This window comes from Bacillus sp. ms-22 (assembly GCF_009759805.1).
Taxonomy (GTDB): Bacteria; Bacillota; Bacilli; order Bacillales; family Bacillaceae; genus Bacillus; species Bacillus xiamenensis.
Genome location: NZ_CP046653.1, coordinates 2853058 through 2873044, shown reverse-complemented (window position 1 = coordinate 2873044; position 19987 = coordinate 2853058). Strand labels below are relative to the sequence as shown.

Here is a 19987-nt window from a genome sequence, read left to right as displayed (position 1 = left end):
AGAGAGGATTGTTTTAAAGGAGAGAGACAGACATGTTTACACAAAAATGGATGGATACATATTTTACAGTAGATATTGCGATCCAAATTGGCATTAGCCTTTGTATTTTATTGCTTTTTTTATTGCTTCGAAAAGTATTTACGAAATACTTGTTTCACCTTCTTTTTAAGCTGACAAATCGGTCAAAAACCGAAGTCATTAATCAAATTGTGGTGGCATTCGAAAAACCTGCCAGACTGTTTTTTGTGGCACTAGGTCTATATTTTGCGTTAAGACAAGCACCATACTTTGAGCATCACATGGATGTCATTGTCAAATTATATAGATCCTCTATTATATTGATGCTGACGTGGGGGCTTTGTAACTTAACCGCTGCTTCTTCTTTCTTATTTCAAAAAGTAAATTCAAAATTTGAATTAGAGATGGATGATATTTTAGCGCCATTTTTATCAAAGGTTCTTCGCTTCATTATTATCGCACTGAGTATTAGCATCATTGCACAGGAGTTTAATTATGATGTGAATGGACTTGTGGCAGGACTTGGTCTAGGTGGTCTGGCTTTTGCGCTCGCTGCGCAGGATACAGTGGCGAACTTTTTTGGAGGAATTGTCATCATTACAGAGAAGCCTTTTACGATGGGCGATTTTGTAGAGACCCCAAGTGTACTTGGGACTGTAGAAGACATTACGTTTCGAAGTACAAAGTTTAGAACACCTGCTGAAGCGGTGGTGACCGTTCCAAATTCCACCCTTTCAAAGGAGCCAATCACAAACTGGACGAGAATGAATAAACGACAAATTACGTTCTCCGTTCGTGTGTCCTACAATACGCCAAAGGAAAACATTGATAAGTGCATCAAACGTCTAAAACAAATGCTGTATGAACATGATGGGGTTCATAAGGAAACGATTATGGTGAATCTCGATGTATTGGCAGACAGCTATTTGAACTTATTCTTCAACTTTTACACAAACACAACAGCTTGGTCTGAAAACCTCGATATTAGGCAGGATATTAACTATCGCATCATTGATATTTTCCACGAAGAAGGAGTGGAATTTGCATTCCCTGGTCAGACCATTTATATGAAACAAAAAGGTGAGAAACAGCAGGGTGAATAAAGGAGGAAGTGTGTTTGGATCAAACAAAGGTGGCAGCATTAAAAGAGAGGCTAGCGCAAGCTTCACATATTATGGTCCTTTCAGGTGCTGGGATGAGCACAGAATCGGGAATTCCTGATTTTAGATCAACAGGAGGGCTATGGACAGAAGATACTTCTCGTATGGAAGCGATGAGCCGCTCCTACTTTTTATCGCACCCTCATCAATTCTGGCCTAAATTCAAGGATTTGTTTCAAATGAAAATGAGTGGAGAGTACGAGCCAAACGCTGGACATGCTTTTTTAGCCGACTTAGAGAAGCAGGGGAAGCATGTGGACATTTTCACTCAAAATATTGATGGCCTGCATAAAAAGGCGGGAAGCCAGCATGTTTATGAACTGCATGGTTCCATTCAAACGGCCACTTGTCCCTCTTGCAGAACAACATACAAGCTGCCTTATTTATTAAAAGAAGAGGTGCCGGTTTGTCAAAGGGTCTCCTCAGGCGGCCGCACGTGTGGACGTGTGCTCAAAACAGATGTCGTCCTTTTTGGAGATAGGGTGAAGCATTTTGATCAGGTGGAGAGGTCGCTTCAGCAAGCGGACATGCTGCTAGTCATGGGCACTTCCCTAGAAGTGGCGCCAGCACGATATATTCCAGAAGATGCAGCCCATCATCCTTCCATCTTCAAGGTCATGATGAATTTGAGTGAAACGGAATACGATTCACTGTTTGATCTTGTCTTTCACGAACGGATTGGTGATCTTGTGAAGGCTTTATAAACTATTGAAGAACCCGCATCCAAATGATGCGGGTTCTTCTTTATTGTTGCAGAGGCTTCATGGTTTCATCAAGGACTTCAAATGTATAGCCCTTCGCTTTTAGCCGTGTGATCAGATTGTTTAAGTATTTTGCTGTAGCTGGTTGATCATGCATTAAAATGATCTTCGGTTCTTTCGGGTATTTTGTTTCTAACACTTGCAGTTGATTTAATATTTCTTGTACATATTTTGAGCTTTTATATTTCCAGTCAAGACTATCAATAGTCCAGTCCCAGTAGATAAAGCCTTTTTGTTTTAATCGTGTTTTTTGCTGATCTGTTAAATTTGGAACACTGCCATATGGTGTTCTCACAAGATGTGTGTACTCGCCTGTGACAGAAGCCAAAATGCGTTGATCTTCTTTCATCTCATTTACGGGAGAATCACTTTTTTGATAAAAGCGTTTCACATCATGCGTGATGCCATGAAGCCCTAATTGATGCCCTTCTTGATGGAGTCTTTTCACAGCTGCTGGGTGTTCTTTGATCTGCGGTCCAAGCATAAAGAATGTGGCCTTCACCTTCTGCGCCTTTAGTACATCTAATAGCTGATTTGATGTCGTAGAAGGACCATCATCAAAGGTTAAAAAGATCGTTTGATCCGTTACATGTTTGTTTGGATTGATCTTAAAATGTGCATCTAATGTTTTCGTAGAATCATCTTTTGCTTTCAGACTGGTGCTTGTGTCTCGAAATGAACTGCTCGCAGACATTTCATCCGGCTGATCTGCTGCCTGCATATTGGTTTTGGACATATCCCAAATGAAAAAAAGGATCAATGTCAGAATCATCAACCCAATAGCCTTTGAGAGCAGCAGCGTGTTTGAAGGTGTCTGTTTTTTTGTAACCTGTTGCATGACAATCGCTCCAATAAATCAAAAATTTTGTGTCGAATCATGTAGTGGATTCTGTCTTTTTTCGCTGTTTTTTGTCGTGTTTATATGGAGTAAGTATACAGGAAAAAAGAACCTATGAATATAGAAGATGCTAAAAAATTGGAATCTTTTTGGTTATGAATCTATATTTGTTACAATAGGAGGTTATCGATTCATTTTCATATGAAATAATTCTGAATAATCATTGAAACGTTTACATTTATCGGCTAAGATAGCATCAGACTCAACCATAAAGCAAAGCGAAGGGGAGATTCCATATGAAAGTATTGTACAATGGAGATTTCATTGAAAAAAAAGATGCACATGTTGATATTGAAGACAGGGGCTACCAATTTGGTGACGGAGTCTATGAGGTCATCCGTGTATACAATGGTACTTTGTTTACATTAAAAGAGCATACAGAGCGTCTGTTCAAGAGTGCAAAGGAAATCGGCATTCATCTGCAAGGTACGGTATCAGATATGGAAGAAAAATTAAAAAAGCTAGTCGCTGACAATCAATTAACAGATGGCGGTGTATATATTCAAGTCACGCGAGGCGTCGCACCTCGTAAACATCAATATGGTACGCTCACCCCTCAAATTACGGCATATACATTCCAAGTGAAAAAGCCGGTTCAGGAGCAAACTTCTGGTGCAAAGGCTTTATTGTCAGAGGATCTTCGCTGGTTAAGATGTGATATTAAAAGCTTAAATCTCTTATATAACGTCATGGAAAAGCAAAAAGCATCTGAAGCTGGTGCATTTGAAGCGATTTTAATCAGAGACGGCTTTGTGACAGAGGGGACCTCCTCGAATGTATACGCCGTCATTGATGGCGTGATTCGTACACACCCAGCGAACAATCTGATTTTAAATGGCATTACCCGTCGAAAGCTGCTAGAGGTTTGTGAGGAAGAAGGATGCAGGGTTGAAGAGACCCGTATTAGCAAAGAAGAGCTGTTGCACGCGCAGGAAATTTTCATCAGTTCAACGACTGCTGAAGTCGTTCCGATTGTGGAGATAGATGGTCAACCAGTAGGAGAAGGTGTTCCAGGAGAGATCACGAAACGTGTACAGGAAGGTTTCCAGAAAAAGATTAAGCATGGAAGTGAAGCATCTATTTCCTCGTAAAAGGAGAAAGGCTGTAAACCAATGTTTACAGCCTCAGCGTGTAGACAAACCCTCGCATTCTTTGTCAGTCCTGCGTGCCGGTGCTCACGAATGTCAAATTCGCTCCGCTCCGGTACTCGTCCTTCCTAGACTGCAAAGGTTTTCAATTCACGCTGAAAGGAAGACAAAGAGCTAAAATAAAGTTCATTTTAGCCCTTTGGCAACAATCTGAAAAGGCTGTAAACCAATGTTTACAGCCTTTTGTGATTTGTTTATTTTACAATAAGCACAGGTATATCTGATTTGGACGATAATTTTTCACTTACACTGCCAAATAGCATTTTTTTTAATCTGCTTTGGTCACGTGCTCCCATGACGATGAGGTCTGCTGATATTTCTTCAGCATATTCGATAATTGCTTCCGCAGGCTCCCCTTCAACAATTTCAATGGCAGCTTCAAACTGCTCTTCATTCAAAAGCATCCTCGCTTCTGCAACAACCTCTTCTGTATGGTCTTCAAAAATCAAGGGACTTTGCTGTTCATCATGAGGTACATACACAGGGGGTGTTTGAAGGTCTGCCATGCCACCTCCGATATAAGCGCCGCCAGTCATTGGGCGCGGTGCATCAAACATCTGTCTGCTGGATTTCCCATCATGGGAATAGACAACGGTCAGCTTGGCATGCAAGGTTTTGGCTAAAGCGATTGCTTTCTTTAATGCTTTCTTACTGTCTTCATGTCCATCAAACGCAACGACCATCCGATCAGCTTGAAACAATGTCCTCATTCCTTTCAAAAGGAGTCTTTACACTCATGGTATACCCGTTATCAGAAAAAGATACACATGAGAGGAATTGTATTTTTGTTAGAAAATTTCATTTATTGAAAAATATTTATTGACAAAATAGTGACAGCCACTATAAGATAAAACAAGATTCAAGAGCCAAAAGGAGGAAATGTCATGTGCAACATTGGAAGAATGAAACCAAACTTCATGAACGGGCTTCACGTGACAATTACACCTTCATTGGTCATTGAAAAGGAACTTGTATGTTCCAATTGATCGGATGAATCAAGGCGTATGTTGCGTATTTGTCAACATACGCCTTTTTATCATGTAAAAAAGAGGCGTACCAGTCAGCTGGTTGCCTCTTTTTTGTTGTTTACATTTCGTATCTCGAAATAAAGAAGTGGAAAGCAGCAATCAAATGAAGAGGAGTGAAAGCATGTGAACATGCCAAAAGCAAGACAAACGATCAAAGATCAAAAAACGAAACAAGGTGACAGCCAGGAAAATATAGAAAGCGGCTAGCTTTAAAAGGAGAGACAAACATGTTTTCAGTATTTGCGAAATTAGGCTGGTTCTTTAAACAAGAGTGGAGGCGGTATACAATCGCCATTACACTGCTGCTCATTGTGAATGTGCTTGAAATGCTGCCACCGAGATATCTAGGTCAGGCAGTGGATGACATTCGTTCTGGTCAATTTACCACATCCAGCATTGTATTTTATGTGACCATTTTTTGCTTACTCGGTGTCCTCGTCTATACGCTCACGTATTTTTGGATGTATCAGTTATTTGGAGGCGCGAATGTCATGGAACGTGTGATGCGCGGAAAACTCATGCATCACTTATTGAAGATGACACCTACTTTTTATGAAAAGAAAAAAACCGGTAACTTAATGGCCTTAGGCACAAATGATTTGAACGCTGTCGCTTTAACGACAGGCTTTGGTGTTCTGACATTGGTTGATTCCACTGCTTATATGCTGATGATCTTTTTTACGATGGGGCTGACGATTAGCTGGAAATTAACTTTCATGGCCATTATTCCGATGCCGCTAATGGCCATTTTGATTGCGTTTTATGGCAGCAAAATTCATGCTCGGTTTACAGTCGCTCAAGATGCATTTGGTGATATGAATGATCGTGTACTGGAATCAGTTGCCGGTGTTCGAGTCATCCGGTCTTTTGTACAGGAAAAACAAGATGTCAATCGCTTTCGCGAAATGACAGAGGATGTATTTCAAAAAAATATGCGAGTGGCGATTATTGATTCATTATTTGAGCCGACAGTGAAATTACTTGTTGGCATTAGTTACTTAATCGGCATCGGCTATGGGGCATATCTTGTGTTTCAAAGTGACCTAACCATTGGTGAACTTGTCGCATTTAACGTCTATCTTGGGATGATGATCTGGCCAATGTTCGCAATCGGTGAACTGATTAATATCATGCAAAGAGGAAATGCCTCATTAGACCGATTGAATCATACACTCAGCTACAAGCCTGATGTAACAGATGCAGCTCAGCCTAAAACGTTACAAGAGCCGGACGATATTCAATTTGAACATGTGACGTTCAGGTATCCAACTTCCTCTAAAGATAATTTAATTGATGTGTCCTTTACTGTGCGAAAAGGACAGACGATTGGCATTACAGGGAAAACTGGAAGCGGTAAAACAACGATTGTTAAACAGCTCCTGCGGCAGTATCCGACAGGTGCTGGAAAAATCCTGCTTTCAGGTGTTCCAATTGAAGACATCGAATTGGATCAGCTGTTCCAATGGATTGGCTATGTTCCACAAGATCATATCCTTTTCTCCAAAAGTGTTGAAGAGAATATGCGTTTTGGTCACATGGAAGCAAGAGAAGATGAATTAGCACAAGCCATCAAAGATGCCTACTTTGAAAAGGATTTACGCTTTTTGCCCGAAGGGTTAGAAACCATGGTTGGGGAAAAAGGTGTGGCGCTGTCAGGCGGACAAAAGCAGCGGATTTCCATTGCTCGCGCGCTATTAATTGATCCTGAGATTTTAATTTTAGATGACTCGTTATCTGCGGTTGATGCGAAAACAGAAACTGCTATTTTAGAGAATTTAAGACAAAACCGTCGTGGAAAAACGACTTTTATTACAACACACCGTCTATCAGCTGTTGAGCATGCGGATCTTATTCTTGTAATGGAGGAAGGACGCATTGTTCAAAAGGGAACCCATCAAGCGCTCATTCAGCAAGATGGATGGTACAAAGAACAGTTTCTGCGTCAGCAGCTGACAAATCAGCTGGAAGGAGGGGATGAGGCATGACAACAGGAAGAAGACTCCTTGCCTACGCACTCCTATATAAGAAAATATTGTCTGTTGCCTTGGTCTTTTTAATCATTGCGGTTGGTGCTGAATTGACGGGACCATTCATCGGGAAGAAAATGATTGATGATCATATTTTAGGTGTAGAAAAACCGTATGTTGAAGTAAATGAAAAAACAGATCAAACCGTTTATTACCAGGGAAATAACTATATACGAAACGATCGCTTAAAGAATGAAAATGAATCTGGAAAGCAAATCAACGTGGTGCAAGTTGGGTTTGGCTACTATGTTGTGAATGAGCCTATTCGTTTTGATGGAAACCGGACGATAACAGGAAATCAACTCACCATTGAAAATGGAAACGAGCGCAAGACCTATGAGGTACAGCGTTTATCAAAAGAAGAAATTTTTGCTTTTTATCAGCCGGAAATCAGTGGTTTGGTGCAGCTTGTTCTATTTTATCTAGGGCTGCTCATCATTGCGATTTTCTTTCAGTATGGGCAGCATTATTTGCTCCAGCGCATTGCCAATCGGATTATCCAAAAGATGCGGGTCGACGTGTTTGAACATATTCAAACATTGCCCATCCGATATTTTGATAATTTACCGGCTGGAAAGGTTGTAGCACGGATTACAAATGACACAGAAACGATCCGTGATTTATATGTGACAGTTCTCGCTAATTTCGTCACAAGTGCCGTTTACATGATTGGCATTTATATCGCCATGTTTTTATTAAATGTGAAACTGGCGCTCATTTGTTTAGTGGCTGTGCCGATCATTTTCCTATGGTCGATGACTTACCGAAAGTTTGCATCAGTATATAATCACCGTATTCGGTCCATCATCAGTGAAATCAACGCTAAGCTAAATGAAGCCATTCAAGGCATGACGATTATTCAAGCATTTCGTCATGAAAAAGCAACGAAAGAAGAATTTGATGAGCTGAATAACAATCACTTTCAATATAAACGAAAGATGCTGCATTTAAATTCACTCCTTTCACATAACCTAGTCAATTTGCTTCGCAATTTAGCGTATGTAGCACTCATTTGGTACTTTGGTGGCGCATCCTTAAGTGCGTCAGGCATTGTGTCCATTGGGGTACTCTATGCGTTTGTTGATTATTTAAATCGATTGTTCCAGCCGATTACAGGCATTGTAAATCAATTTTCTAAATTAGAATTAGCAAGGGTTTCATCTGAAAGGGTTTTTCGATTACTAGATGAACCAGGAACTGAAGTGGAAGAACCTGTGCAGAAGAAAATAGAGGGACACGTTCAGTTTCAGGATGTCACCTTTGCGTATAATGAGGGGAAAAATGTATTAAAGAACATCACCTTTGAAGCGAAAAAAGGTCAAACGGTAGCACTCGTTGGACATACCGGTTCTGGGAAAAGTTCGATTATGAACTTGCTGCTGCGTTTTTATGATATTCAGCAGGGAGACATTCTCATTGATGGAGAAAGCATTTATCAACAGTCGCGCCAAACTTTACGTCAACATATGGGCATTGTTCTACAAGATCCATATTTATTTTCTGGAACAATTGCATCCAATGTCAGCTTAGGGAATGAAGACATTAAACGAGAAACCATTGAAACATCGTTAAAGCAAGTTGGCGCGGCAGAACTATTAAAGCATTTGCCTGAAGGCTTTGATGAACCAGTCGTTGAAAAGGGGAGCACCCTTTCCTCGGGGGAGCGTCAATTGATTTCATTTGCCCGTGCACTGGCATACGACCCAGCAATCTTAATTTTAGATGAAGCGACTGCTAACATCGATACAGAAACAGAAGCCATCATTCAGCGAGCGCTTGATGTGGTCAAAGAAGGGCGAACCACCTTTGTCATTGCACACCGTTTATCCACCATTAAGAAAGCTGACATGATTTTGGTGTTAGAAAAGGGTGAGATCGTCGAGCGGGGAAGCCATGAAGGGCTCATGGAGCAAGGCGGGCTATATGCACAAATGTACGAATTGCAAAAGGGAGCTGTGGCTAGCAGCTGATAAAAAAAGAGCCTCTTTTGAAGTGCACCCCAAATATTAGACACAGTCTAACATTTGGAGGTGCTTTTCTTTTGGCTAAATTTACAATTGAAGATAAAATCAAAGCGGTAAAACGATACCTTATTGACGGCGAACCCCTGCTTGGAATTGCAAAACAGATTGGCGTGCACAAAAGTATACTTCAATATTGGGTCAGAAAGTATCAATATCATGGCGAAAAAGCTTTTTCAAAGTCATATACAAATTATCCAGTCCAATATAAACTAGACGTACTTGATTATATGAATGAACATGGGACGTCTATCCTGGAAACAGCTGCACTCTTTAATCTGCCTTCTGATACCACGCTTTGGAACTGGAAGCGCATCTTGGAAACACAAGGAGTAGACGGCCTTCAATCTAAGAAAAAGGGGCGTCCGTCTATGAAAAAGAAAACCGGAAAACAAGAAATAACGAAAGGATCAATGGAAGCGTTACAGGCAGAAGTAGAACATTTACGCATGGAAAATGAGTATTTAAAAAAGTTGAATGCCTTAGTTCAAAACAAGGAACAATCACCAAACAAGACAAAGCGCAAGTAGTCTATGATTTAAGGCATCAATATCCGGTGAAATCACTTCTTAAGCTCGCATGTATTCCGCGCAGTACCTGCTATTACTTGATCAAGCATTTAGATCGTCCTGATCAGGATATCGAACTGAAAAAGATGATTCAAACCATTTATCAGGAACATCAAGGACGTTATGGATATCGCCGGATTCGTGATGAACTAATCAACCGAGGACAAAAGGTGAATCACAAAAAAGTCCAGCGCATCATGAAAGCTCTAGGGCTTAAATGCATGGTTCGAGTGAAGAAATATCGTTCATACAGAGGCACAGTGAACAAAATAGCGCCTACTATTTTGGCTCGTCATTTTCAAGCTGATAGGCCAAATGAGAAATGGGTCACAGATATAACGGAGTTCAAATTATTTGGTCAGAAGCTCTATCTTTCGCCCATATTAGATCTATTTAATGGTGAAATCATTACCTATACAGTCGGTTCAAGACCTGTTTATTCTCTCGTCTCAACGATGCTTCATCAGGCGTTCAACCGTTTAGATGAAGAGGAGAAACCAATGATACATTCTGATCAAGGATGGCATTACCAAATGAAGCCATATAGACACGCCTTAAAAAAGCGTGGGATTACACAGAGTATGTCCCGAAAAGGTAACTGTTACGATAACGCAGTTATCGAGAACTTCTTCGGTATCTTAAAGTCTGAATTTCTATACCTAAAAGAATTTGAGAACGTCGAACACTTCAAGCAAGAACTTGAACAATACATTGACTACTACAATCACACACGTATAAAGACCAAACTAAAAGGCATGAGTCCGATACAATATCGAACTCATGCCTCGAAAGCTGTCTCATAAAAAACCCGTGTCTAAATTTAGGGGGTCACTTCAGTTCAATGGAATGAGGCTCTTTTTATGGGTTGTATATAGTTTGCATGAGCTAAATGCTTAATAAGCAATGCCAACGCGTTGATGCAAAAATTCCTTTGAGTTTAACTGTTGATATAAAAAGTGTGCAGTATCTTCAACCGAAATTTTCTGTCCATCTATAGGGAGAAAATCCTTTTCATAGCGATATGAACGTGTCACTTCTCCATCTGGTAAATAAGTTGGGCAAATAATCGTCCAATCTAAATCAGTTGATTGAAGAATTTCAAACGCTTTGGCATGTTCTTTAGCTGCTCGGGAAGTGGTTCGCCTTGATTCATTTGTTTCAAAGCGGTAAAGCTCCGGCTGCTGCCTCGCTTTCAAAATCCCCGCAGTGCCAATCGTTATAATTCTTGATGTTCCTGTTTGCTTCATGGCTTGTACGATATGATCCATTGAAACAGATAAAGTGTCATCACCATCTGTCGATAGACAGCTGACGACGATATCTGATCCTTTGATCGTTTCAAGCACATCCTCTTGATTTCTGGAATTGCCGGTGACTTGAAACATACCCGCAAGCATTTCTTCCCGGTTTGTCCGAATTAACGAACGAACCATGTAACGATCATCCTCTTGTACGAAACGAAGAAATGCTTGTCCTACACGTCCATGAGCACCGAAAAGAGCTATTTTCATCTGTTCGATCCCTCCACTACATACTATAAGTGAAAAGAACTCAAAATGGTACAATTTTATGTCATGCTTTTTTTATAAAGGTGAAAGGACCGAATACTATGAGCATATTCACATAATAGAGAGATACCGACAAATTGTAGAAGTTCAAAATTCATACCAGAAATAATGTCCATGAAGATCCGCTCCTTTCTAATACATCATATGAACACAAAAGGAATCGGTGAGGGATAAAAGCAAAAAAAGAAGACACCTGAAAAGGTGCCTTCTATGATCCAAATATGAAATTAAGCTTTTGTTCCGCCAAGGTTTTGTTGAGCGTAAGACACAAGACGTTTTGTAATTTCTCCACCAACTGAACCGTTAGCACGAGCTGTTGTTTCTGCTCCAAGGTTTACACCAAACTCAGAAGCGATCTCGTATTTCATTTGATCGATTGCTTGCTGTGCTCCAGGAACTAGTAATTGATTCGAACTATTAGTATTTGCCATGATGTGAATCTCCTTTTTATATATGATTTTTTTGGTTGGGTTTGCTGGAATCGCACCAGCGAAATGATCATGTCATTTGCCACTTGGCGAAACCCAATGCGGTAACTGGTTTGTACTAAATATTATGGTTCGTTGCGAAAAAAACATACGAAAAAAGAACATGGTAAATGTTGTTTTAACATACAAAAAACCATCACTTAATCGTGATGGTTTGGGCGAGCCTTTTCTTATTCAGCAGAGCGGATGCGCAGCTCAGTTTCGGTATCAAAGAAGTGAGCTTTATTCATATCAATGGCAAGCGGGAGAGTCTGACCTGCCTGAACGTCTGTACGAGAATCAACACGTGCAATAAACGTTTGGCCATTGAGAGATGAATACAGCATTGTTTCTGCTCCCATTAATTCTGCCACTTCTACGTTTGCTTCAATTTTTGTTCCTTCAGAAGCCTCTATAAATACAGGTTCATCGTGGAAGTCTTCTGGTCTGATGCCTAAAATAACATCTTTTCCGATATAGCCTTGACTGCGTAATACTTTCATTTTCCCTTCTGGGACACGAATGTGCGTATCGCCAACCGCAATGGCACCGTCAGAAAGTTTTCCTGTAAAAAAGTTCATCGCAGGAGACCCAATAAACCCGCCTACAAATACATTCTCTGGGTTTTCATACACATCCTTAGGCGCACCAACCTGCTGGATAAAGCCGTCTTTCATGACAACAAGCCGGGTAGCCATTGTCATAGCTTCCGTCTGATCATGTGTGACATAAATGAATGTCGTCTGCAGCCGTTGATGAAGTTTAGAAATTTCAGCTCGCATCTGTACACGGAGCTTTGCATCTAGGTTAGAGAGCGGTTCATCCAAAAGAAAGACTTTCGCATCCCGCACAATGGCTCTTCCAAGGGCAACACGCTGTCTTTGGCCGCCAGAAAGTGCCTTAGGTTTTCTATCTAAGTATTGTTCAAGCCCCAATATTTTAGCGGCATTTCGAACCCGTTCATCTATTTCAGCTTTAGGAAACTTCCGAAGCTTTAATCCAAAAGCCATATTATCATATACATTCATATGAGGATATAATGCATAGTTTTGGAACACCATTGCAATATCCCGGTCTTTTGGTGCCACGTCATTCATCCGTTTGCCGTCTAAAAGAAAATCACCTTGTGAAATCTCTTCAAGACCTGCAATCATGCGAAGAGTGGTTGATTTTCCGCAGCCCGATGGCCCAACAAAGACAATAAATTCTTTATCTTGTATATGTAGATTAAAGTTATCTACTGCGGTTACTTTATTATCGTATACTTTGTAAATTTGATTCAGCATCATTTCAGCCATTGATGACAGCCTCCCAATCCCTTTTTTGAAAGCGCTTTACTTATAAATAAAGTGTATAAAAAGGAGGGAATTCTGTAAATGGACAACGTGCACAACATCTGATTTTCGTTTTTGGGCAGGGTGCTTACATGTCACTCATATTTAAGAAAGATCGAGAAGGTTCATCATCATATAGGCTGCTGCTGCTTCTTGAAAATGTCGTATATCCAGCCCTGTCCGCTCAATAAATTTATCAATCCGATACTGAAGACTGTTTCTGTGGACGTATAAAGCCTTAGCCGCCTGAGATGCATTAAAATTACATTGCATATAGGTCATAAGCGTTCTGTAAACATCTCGATCAAAGACTGTCTCTTTAAATGCATCTGATATGGCATCAGAAACGATGTCCGCATCATATCGAATGAAGGATGGTAGACATTGATAAAATGTTGTGACCCCTGACCTGAGCTTTCCACGCTGCATATGCCACAAAAAGAGTTGATGTTCATTTAATAATCTCATCTTTACATGCTCATTCGGCAAATGCAGTTGTCCTTGTAAAAAGACGGAGTTGGTTAAAAAATCACTTGTAATGGCTTGTGACAAATCATTTAGCCGGTCTAGCTGACCATTATCTGCCGAGGCGTTTGTTTGAATCAGCATGGCTGTTTCACCGCCTGTCCATATGAAGTGAGTGTGTTCGAGGCTGCTGTTCACAGCCTCTTTGATTTGCTGTCTTTGCTCTACTTGATGATCCATTTTAAAATAATGAACACGAACGGGTTCATGAATGGTCAATGATTTGTTTTCAAAAAGAAAGCTGTACCATTTCTGTTCATCTTCGGTCTTCTGCGTATGAGAGATATCAATCGGTGTTAGGAAAGAATTGAGAAGAAGAATTTCTTTTGTTGATAGCTCTTTTTTGTTTACACCAAAAATTTCGCCTTCGTCTGTCTCATACCAAAGTATATGTTTATCTTTTGTTGGTGTACTGATGATATGGTTTCCGTAAACAAGTTTTAACTTTTCTAACATGGCGAGGCTCCTTAACGAGTTTAATCATAGACATGGAATAGCATTAATTCGTGGATTTCTTCTTTTAAGGTTGGTTCAACTTCATGAGGCGGAAGAAGAGAGCCCCATTCAATATCACCTGTTTTGTGGTAGATGCCTTCATAGTGGGCACCATTGTGAAAAAAAGAGATTTTCCAGCCAGGCAATTGTGCCTTTTTAAAGAGAGGTTTCCATTGAAAATGAGAAATCATATCATCATTGCCTCCTTGCTTATATTGATGAAACAATAAATCAACACGACCATACGGAAACAATCTTGAACTTGGTTTTATTGTATCTCATCTATTGAAAAGAGCATAGGAAAAGCACAGATTTTAGAACACCATACCCTAAAAGAATAACTAGATACTTGCTTGGCCTGTGGTAAGTGCTGTTTGAGAGAGGTAAGAGGCGTAATCAACAATTCTTTTCCCAATCAGCCATTCTGAGTTTTTCAAAGAAGCATGCTTGAAAATTTCACGTCCAGGACGAGAATTGGCTTCAAACATCCAAATAGCACCAGATGTATCAATGCCTAAGTCAAAACCAATTTCACCAATAAGACCGGGCATTTTTTCATCTATCACCTGACTAAGTGTGATGGCGGTCTCAGATAGCTGCTGCAAAATCTTGAAACGTTTATCCGTATCAGGAAAGGCCTCGTTGAGTGTTTTGATTGATCCGCCATGCAAATGATGGGTCGTGACTGTGTGATCTCCTGAGAATTTTGCAGCAGCAGCTGTAACTGTCCAGTGTCCGTACCTATTTTTATTCGTGTGTACCCTAAAGTCCATTGGTTGATGATCGACGTGCAGAAGCTCAATGCCTTGTTGGGCGATAAAGTTATGAATGGGCTCATCTTTACGCAGCTGTTTCACAAAATGATCGATTGAATCATACGAAATCGTTTTTCGTTTATTTGAACATACAGCGATCCCGCTTTCCGATTTCTTTAATCGATAAATACCATCCCCATGGCTGCCGTTTATCGGTTTTAAATAAATGACATGATGCAGATAAAGGAGTGTCTCTATTTTAGTTAGAGCATCAATAGGATCTAATTGTATGGAATGAGGTAGGAAGGACCTTGTGCTTTCGTCTGTTAAGAGCCGCTCATGAATTTCCCACTTATTAAAAAAATAAGGATTGAACCAAGGAATATTGTAGTCCTGAGTCAGTTTCCGTTTCGTTTCTTGAATGAATGCAGATTGGGCAGCCTTTCTATTTGGCAGCCGGTCATAGACGATGGATGGAAGGGGGACCTGTTTTTTTATCCATTTTTCCTCTTGATAGAGCAGACCATCGATTATTCCTTTTTCCCAATCAATTGAATGGGTACCAAAAAGATAAGCAAATCCGCTATGCTGCCTGCAAGATTGCAGAAGCTGTATGAAAAAGTCTGACCTGTCTCCTAATGGAGGTGCATTTTGTTCAAAGCCTGCGGTGAAGATGCCGATGAAAGGTCCAATATAAAGTGTATGTTGATCAAATATGACCTCGATTTTTGTGCTATAGGGAATCAGTAAATCATGATATAGATCTTGCGATAATAAAATTTTTGAGAATGTTGATGGTAGGAAATACTGAAATCCTCTACTACACGAGACCCAGCAGCGATAGATAAGATAGCACCCTTCTGTTTCCATTGGATGGGCAGATACACTGTTTTTTCACTTGTCAGATGAGGAGCGATGATGCAGTGTTTTCTCTTCATAAGAAACCTCCTTCTGTTGAGACTTCATAGATTTGGCGTGTTCAAGTATGATTTGAATCATTTGATTTTCCTTTTCAGGGTAAGCTTTTAAAAAAGCGGATCGTCCTGGCTTTGACCTTACATTTGAGATGTATAGTTTGCCTTCACTTGTATGAAGTAAGTCTACAGCGAATTCAATGCATGGAGAGAACGTTTTATCTATAAATACTGATAGGGATGACTGAATGGATGCAATATCATCTAAAAGGAGCTCTTGAATGTGTGGCTGCAAGGAGTGTAAGTAGTGATCAAATCCTAACACATGAACGGAATTTTGTGTATGACTCAAAAGGCTGTTTTCGACTGATGATTTTGTATGAATACCCATGATTTTCCATTGTTTTTGTGAGACTTTCATCAAAAAAATCCTGATTTCATTAAATAAAAAATCCTTTTGATCACTCGTGTTAAAACATTGAAGGAAATAGCGGCCAATATATTTTTTGCACCAGCGCTCAATCTCTGATGGACGAGAAAATGTCATCTTTTGCTCGGGGCTCAGTTGAACAGTGAATGTTGATTTGTCTTTTAAGGAAATGAAGCAAGTGGGTGCAGTGTGCTGATGAGAGAGTGGCTGTATTTTACAGTATCCGCCTCTTTTCACCATGTTGAGAAGATCTGATGGCTCTTTCAATAAAGAGCACACAGGTAAATATGGCTCTAATGAAGGCTGGATACGGAGCTGCTCGAATAGCAGCATCTTATCTTGGATTCCGGTATTTAAAAAAGATGTTTTTGGGTACTTTTTTAACCAAGTCATGATAGGTTTTGCTTTTTTTGATTGTGCGTCATGCTGGTATAGGCATCGATCATAAATCATGTCAGGAATCGAAAATTCTGATGCTTCAAATCCTTGGCCAGACTTGAATTTTTGACCGTGGATTAAATTTGAAGCAGGTTTTAAATCATAGGGGGTAAAACGAACAACCTCTAAATCAAAAGATGAGGCAGCTTTGGCAAGCTGATGTGTGAATGCCTCTTCATGTTGCAAAGAAAGGGTTACAATACCTAACGTCGCTGTCATCATACAACACCTACTTTTCAACTTCTTTTTTTCACCATTGAAAAACACTTTTTTATGATTTTACATAAACCTGGCGCTCCTTTATCATTACGACAGATCACTTTATCATATGTCACCATGCATGCTTCATTTGCTTGGGATCTTGACAACAACTATAATACGTATAGATCAAAACAATAATCACCCGGTATTGTTTGAAAGGTAGATGACGACTTTGGATATACTTACAACGTTTATTTTTATGATTGTAATAGGTGCAGTTATAGGGGCAGCGACAAACCATCTTGCAATTAAAATGCTCTTTCGTCCTTATAAACCATATTATTTATTTGGGAAGCAGCTTCCATTTACCCCAGGGCTTATTCCGAAAAGAAGAGATGAAGTAGCCAAGCAGGTCGGTGTCATGGTCATGGAGCACTTACTCACGCCAGAGGGAATTCAAAAACGATTTGAATCGTCCGAGGCAAAGCAAGACATATTGGATACAGTGCATCGATATATTGACAAGGGTGCTGACATGGAGATAACAGTTCTCGACATGCTAGAAAGATACGGTGTTTCACAGGCTGACGTCAGAGCAGATGAATGGCTTCACCATTGGTCTGATAAAAAGCTTTATTCTTTGCTTGAGACATATGATCAGCAAACGTTATCTGAGCTGCTACCTCAGGAAGTGGAAAGTAAACTCTCAGCCAAAATTCCAGATGCGGCAGATTATATTTTGAAAAGAGGTATTCATTACTTTGAAAGTGATGAAGGGAAAGCAAGGCTTGGCAATATGATAGATGATTTCCTAAAAGAACGAGGCATGCTTGGCAGTATGGTTCAAATGTTTTTAGGAAATGCCAGCTTAATTGATCGGGTACATCCTGAAATCATCAAGTTCCTAAAGAATGCAGAAACAAAAAGGTTCTTATCAGACTTGCTCGTTCAGGAGTGGGACAAGGTAAAGCAATTCTCTTTAAATGAGCTTGATGAAAAATGGAATGTGAAGGAGCTTCTATTTAGTGTGAAAAAGCAATTGCTTTCACATTTTTCTACAAAGCTGCTATTAGACAGACCAGTTGGAGGTTACATCAGTGCAGTAGCGGATGATCTGAAAACAAAATTTGCTCCAGTTTTCATTGATAAGGGGATTGAAGCCGCATCTCATGCTTTAGAGGGACTGCTCGCAAAGCTTCAATTTGAAGAAATTATTCGTGAGCAAATTGAACTTTTTCCACTTGGAAAAATGGAAGAGCTAGTGGTCAGCATCTCCAATAAAGAGTTGAAAATGATCACATTTTTAGGTGGGCTTTTAGGCGGAATGATTGGTGCTATCCAAGCTGTTTTTGTCACTTTATTCTAAGAGAAAATCGAGAAATTTTGTTGAATTCATTGTATATATATGAAACGAGAGCCATAGTTTGTTATAGTGGAGTGGTGTCCGCCGATCCATATCGGTGATAACGGATAGAAAGGAGACATAACATGTCTGTAAATCTTTATGATGTTGCATATGACCTTGAAAAAGCACTGCGTCATAGCGAAGAATATTCAACGTTAAGAAATCTTTATGATGAGGTAAACGAGGATGAGTCCTCTAAAAGAATGTTTGAGAACTTCCGTGACATTCAAGTCAACCTTCAACAAAAACAAATGACTGGTCAAGAGATTACGCAAGAAGAAGTAGAGCAAGCGCAAAAAACAGTTGCACTTGTGCAGCAGCACGATAAAATCTCTCAGTTGATGGAAGCAGAACAGCGCGTAAGTGTTCTCATTGGTGAATTAAATAAAATTATCATGAAGCCTCTTGAAGAGCTTTATGGAAATGCAGAAGAAAATTAATTGAAAGGGCGATGCGATTCGCCCTTTTTTATGTTTCACCGCCTTCTATGCACCTTGAAAAAAAGGGTTGTCGAAGCTCATAAATTCTGCGATAATACTTATTGAAAGTGCTTTCAAAAAAGTACTCTCGTGATGAATTGGGTGCGTTTCACTTGGGCTTTATGGCGATGAGTCAAATGAGAGAGAAGCGCTTCTGGGAGAAAAGCAAAGCATAAGGGGATCTGATATAAGCAATGCTTTGGTGTGTAAGATTAGGGGATAATGGGGAGCTTCATCACTCCATTGTTACGCATCCAAACCGTACATAAAAAAAAGCCTAGGGGTAGGCTTTTTTTATTTATCATTGATTCATCAAACAAGGGCTGCTACAACTGCATGTTCTAAAGCATTAAACTAGGGCATATCCTCATCGTAAGTACAGTCATCAAGAAGGGGGATGCCTCAGTGTCAAAAAAACTACTTGCACTCAATATAGATGGAACGTTGCTTCGTTCCAATGGAAAAATCCATTCCGCTACTAAAGAAGCTGTGGAATATGTAAAGAAAAAAGGGGTTTACGTGACGATTGTCACCAACCGGCATTTTCGATCAGCACAAAAAATTGCCAAGGCGTTGAAACTATCCAATGCAACCCTTGTGACGCATAGTGGTGCATTTATTGCTGATAAGCTCGATGAGCCGCTCCATGTGAAGAAATTAACGGAAGAAAAAACGTTTAATCTTGTGCAAATCCTTGAAAGTTTTGATTGTAATATCCGTTTGCTGCATGAAAAATTCTCAATCGGCAACCGGAAAAAAACACAGTCGCAACTGATGGGAAAAACGTTGATTCATCCGTCTGATCCGATTTTCTATCCTGTCCAATTTGTTGAATCATTAAGTGATATGCTGATGGATGAACCGGTCAGTACACCTGTTATTGAAGTGTATTCGACCGCAGCGCTTCAGCCTGAGATCCACCAAACCATTCAACAAGCGTTCCCATCTGTTGATCTGATCAAGATCAGTGATGAGAAAATGAATATCGTTTGCAAAGGGGTATCGAAAGAAGCAGGACTTTCTTTGTTAACCTCAGCACTAGGTTTTACATTAGAAGATACGGTCGTGATTGGCCACGGGACAGACGATATTCCAATGCTTGAGTTAGCTGGCTTAGGCGTTGCTATGGGAAATGCACCTCATTCGGTCAAACGTAAAGCTGATTGGGTGACACGTTCTCATGATGAACAGGGTGTCGCTTATATGATCAAAGAATACTTTAGGATGCAGCAAAGGGAAGGCTTTTTACACCAATTTGATATTAAACGATAGTACGGTGAAGGCTCTGTCAATCAAGAAATGACAGGGCCTTCGTCTATTCCCTTCATTGCTTTTCCTAGTTGAAT

18 protein-coding genes are annotated in these 19987 nt (G+C 40.1%); 9 read left to right on the top strand and 9 right to left on the bottom strand.

The features are described 5' to 3' along the window. Positions 1–32 precede the first annotated feature (32 nt). Together GPA07_RS14970 and GPA07_RS14965 are read left to right on the top strand one after the other, a co-directional pair. Positions 33–1121 carry a mechanosensitive ion channel family protein gene (locus GPA07_RS14970; RefSeq protein WP_008359837.1) on the top strand — a complete coding sequence of 363 codons (1089 nt, stop codon included), beginning with the start codon at positions 33–35 and terminating at the stop codon, positions 1119–1121. A 29-nt stretch (positions 1122–1150) separates the two neighbouring features. Next, complete coding sequence (locus GPA07_RS14965; protein WP_442859335.1) at positions 1151–1882, top strand: NAD-dependent protein deacylase; 732 nt, start codon at positions 1151–1153, stop codon at positions 1880–1882. Positions 1883–1922: 40 nt separating this feature from the next. Here GPA07_RS14965 and GPA07_RS14960 read toward each other — a convergent pair whose 3' ends face one another. Beyond that, entirely contained in the window at positions 1923–2777 is an 855-nt protein-coding gene (locus tag GPA07_RS14960; protein WP_008359834.1) for a polysaccharide deacetylase family protein, read from the bottom strand. 296 nt (positions 2778–3073) lie between these two features. Between GPA07_RS14960 and dat the strand changes: the two genes are divergently transcribed. Next, positions 3074–3928: a D-amino-acid transaminase gene (gene dat, locus GPA07_RS14955; RefSeq protein WP_157292893.1), complete on the top strand. Its 855-nt coding sequence runs from the start codon at positions 3074–3076 to the stop codon at positions 3926–3928. A gap of 251 nt (positions 3929–4179) precedes the next feature. On the opposite strand, the gene GPA07_RS14950 is transcribed toward dat, so the two are convergent. Further along, positions 4180–4686 carry a universal stress protein gene (locus GPA07_RS14950; RefSeq protein ID WP_157292892.1) on the bottom strand — a complete coding sequence of 169 codons (507 nt, stop codon included), beginning with the start codon at positions 4684–4686 and terminating at the stop codon, positions 4180–4182. Between the two features lie 554 nt (positions 4687–5240). Between GPA07_RS14950 and GPA07_RS14945 the strand changes: the two genes are divergently transcribed. The 3 genes from GPA07_RS14945 (at position 5241) to GPA07_RS14935 (ending at position 10433) form a co-directional block, all read left to right on the top strand. After that, positions 5241–6998: a multidrug ABC transporter ATP-binding protein BmrC gene (locus GPA07_RS14945; RefSeq protein WP_071167839.1), complete on the top strand. Its 1758-nt coding sequence runs from the start codon at positions 5241–5243 to the stop codon at positions 6996–6998. Next, positions 6995–9010 (top strand): ABC transporter ATP-binding protein, encoded by a 2016-nt coding sequence (locus GPA07_RS14940; RefSeq protein WP_008362065.1) that lies wholly within the window; start codon positions 6995–6997, stop codon positions 9008–9010. The genes GPA07_RS14945 and GPA07_RS14940 overlap by 4 nt, the downstream gene beginning before the upstream one ends. A gap of 71 nt (positions 9011–9081) precedes the next feature. Further along, positions 9082–10433 (top strand): IS3 family transposase gene (locus GPA07_RS14935; RefSeq protein ID WP_157292891.1). Its coding sequence is split into 2 segments (ribosomal slippage): positions 9082–9526 and positions 9526–10433, totalling 1353 coding nucleotides; the frame shifts between segments, so codons are not numbered across the junction. A gap of 90 nt (positions 10434–10523) precedes the next feature. Here the strand turns inward: GPA07_RS14935 and GPA07_RS14930 are convergent. The 7 genes from GPA07_RS14930 to GPA07_RS14900 all read right to left on the bottom strand — a co-directional run bounded on the left by GPA07_RS14930 (position 10524) and on the right by GPA07_RS14900 (position 16775). Next, entirely contained in the window at positions 10524–11141 is a 618-nt protein-coding gene (locus tag GPA07_RS14930; RefSeq protein ID WP_008361302.1) for an NAD(P)-dependent oxidoreductase, read from the bottom strand. A gap of 284 nt (positions 11142–11425) precedes the next feature. Next, the gene (locus GPA07_RS14925) at positions 11426–11629 is read right to left on the bottom strand and encodes an alpha/beta-type small acid-soluble spore protein (RefSeq protein ID WP_008361305.1); all 204 of its coding nucleotides are present in this window, start codon (positions 11627–11629) and stop codon (positions 11426–11428) included. A 227-nt stretch (positions 11630–11856) separates the two neighbouring features. After that, complete coding sequence (locus GPA07_RS14920) at positions 11857–12963, bottom strand: ABC transporter ATP-binding protein (RefSeq protein WP_008361307.1); 1107 nt, start codon at positions 12961–12963, stop codon at positions 11857–11859. A 141-nt stretch (positions 12964–13104) separates the two neighbouring features. Continuing rightward, positions 13105–13980, bottom strand: coding sequence for a helix-turn-helix domain-containing protein (locus tag GPA07_RS14915; protein WP_008361309.1), 876 nt, complete (start codon positions 13978–13980; stop codon positions 13105–13107). 20 nt (positions 13981–14000) lie between these two features. Next, a complete protein-coding gene (locus GPA07_RS14910) occupies positions 14001–14210 on the bottom strand; it encodes a YheE family protein (RefSeq protein ID WP_008361312.1) in 210 nt (69 codons plus the stop codon). Between the two features lie 150 nt (positions 14211–14360). Beyond that, on the bottom strand, positions 14361–15644 hold the full coding sequence (locus GPA07_RS14905) for a YheC/YheD family endospore coat-associated protein (RefSeq protein WP_232532054.1): 1284 nt from the start codon (positions 15642–15644) through the stop codon (positions 14361–14363). Between the two features lie 24 nt (positions 15645–15668). Further along, a complete protein-coding gene (locus GPA07_RS14900) occupies positions 15669–16775 on the bottom strand; it encodes a YheC/YheD family protein (protein WP_157292890.1) in 1107 nt (368 codons plus the stop codon). A 214-nt stretch (positions 16776–16989) separates the two neighbouring features. Between GPA07_RS14900 and GPA07_RS14895 the strand changes: the two genes are divergently transcribed. The 3 genes from GPA07_RS14895 (at position 16990) to GPA07_RS14885 (ending at position 19913) form a co-directional block, all read left to right on the top strand. Next, positions 16990–18123 carry a DUF445 domain-containing protein gene (locus GPA07_RS14895; RefSeq protein ID WP_157292889.1) on the top strand — a complete coding sequence of 378 codons (1134 nt, stop codon included), beginning with the start codon at positions 16990–16992 and terminating at the stop codon, positions 18121–18123. 122 nt (positions 18124–18245) lie between these two features. Beyond that, entirely contained in the window at positions 18246–18602 is a 357-nt protein-coding gene (locus GPA07_RS14890; RefSeq protein WP_008361320.1) for a YlbF/YmcA family competence regulator, read from the top strand. 444 nt (positions 18603–19046) lie between these two features. Beyond that, the gene (locus GPA07_RS14885) at positions 19047–19913 is read left to right on the top strand and encodes a Cof-type HAD-IIB family hydrolase (protein ID WP_008361321.1); all 867 of its coding nucleotides are present in this window, start codon (positions 19047–19049) and stop codon (positions 19911–19913) included. The last annotated feature ends 74 nt before the right edge of the window (positions 19914–19987 follow it).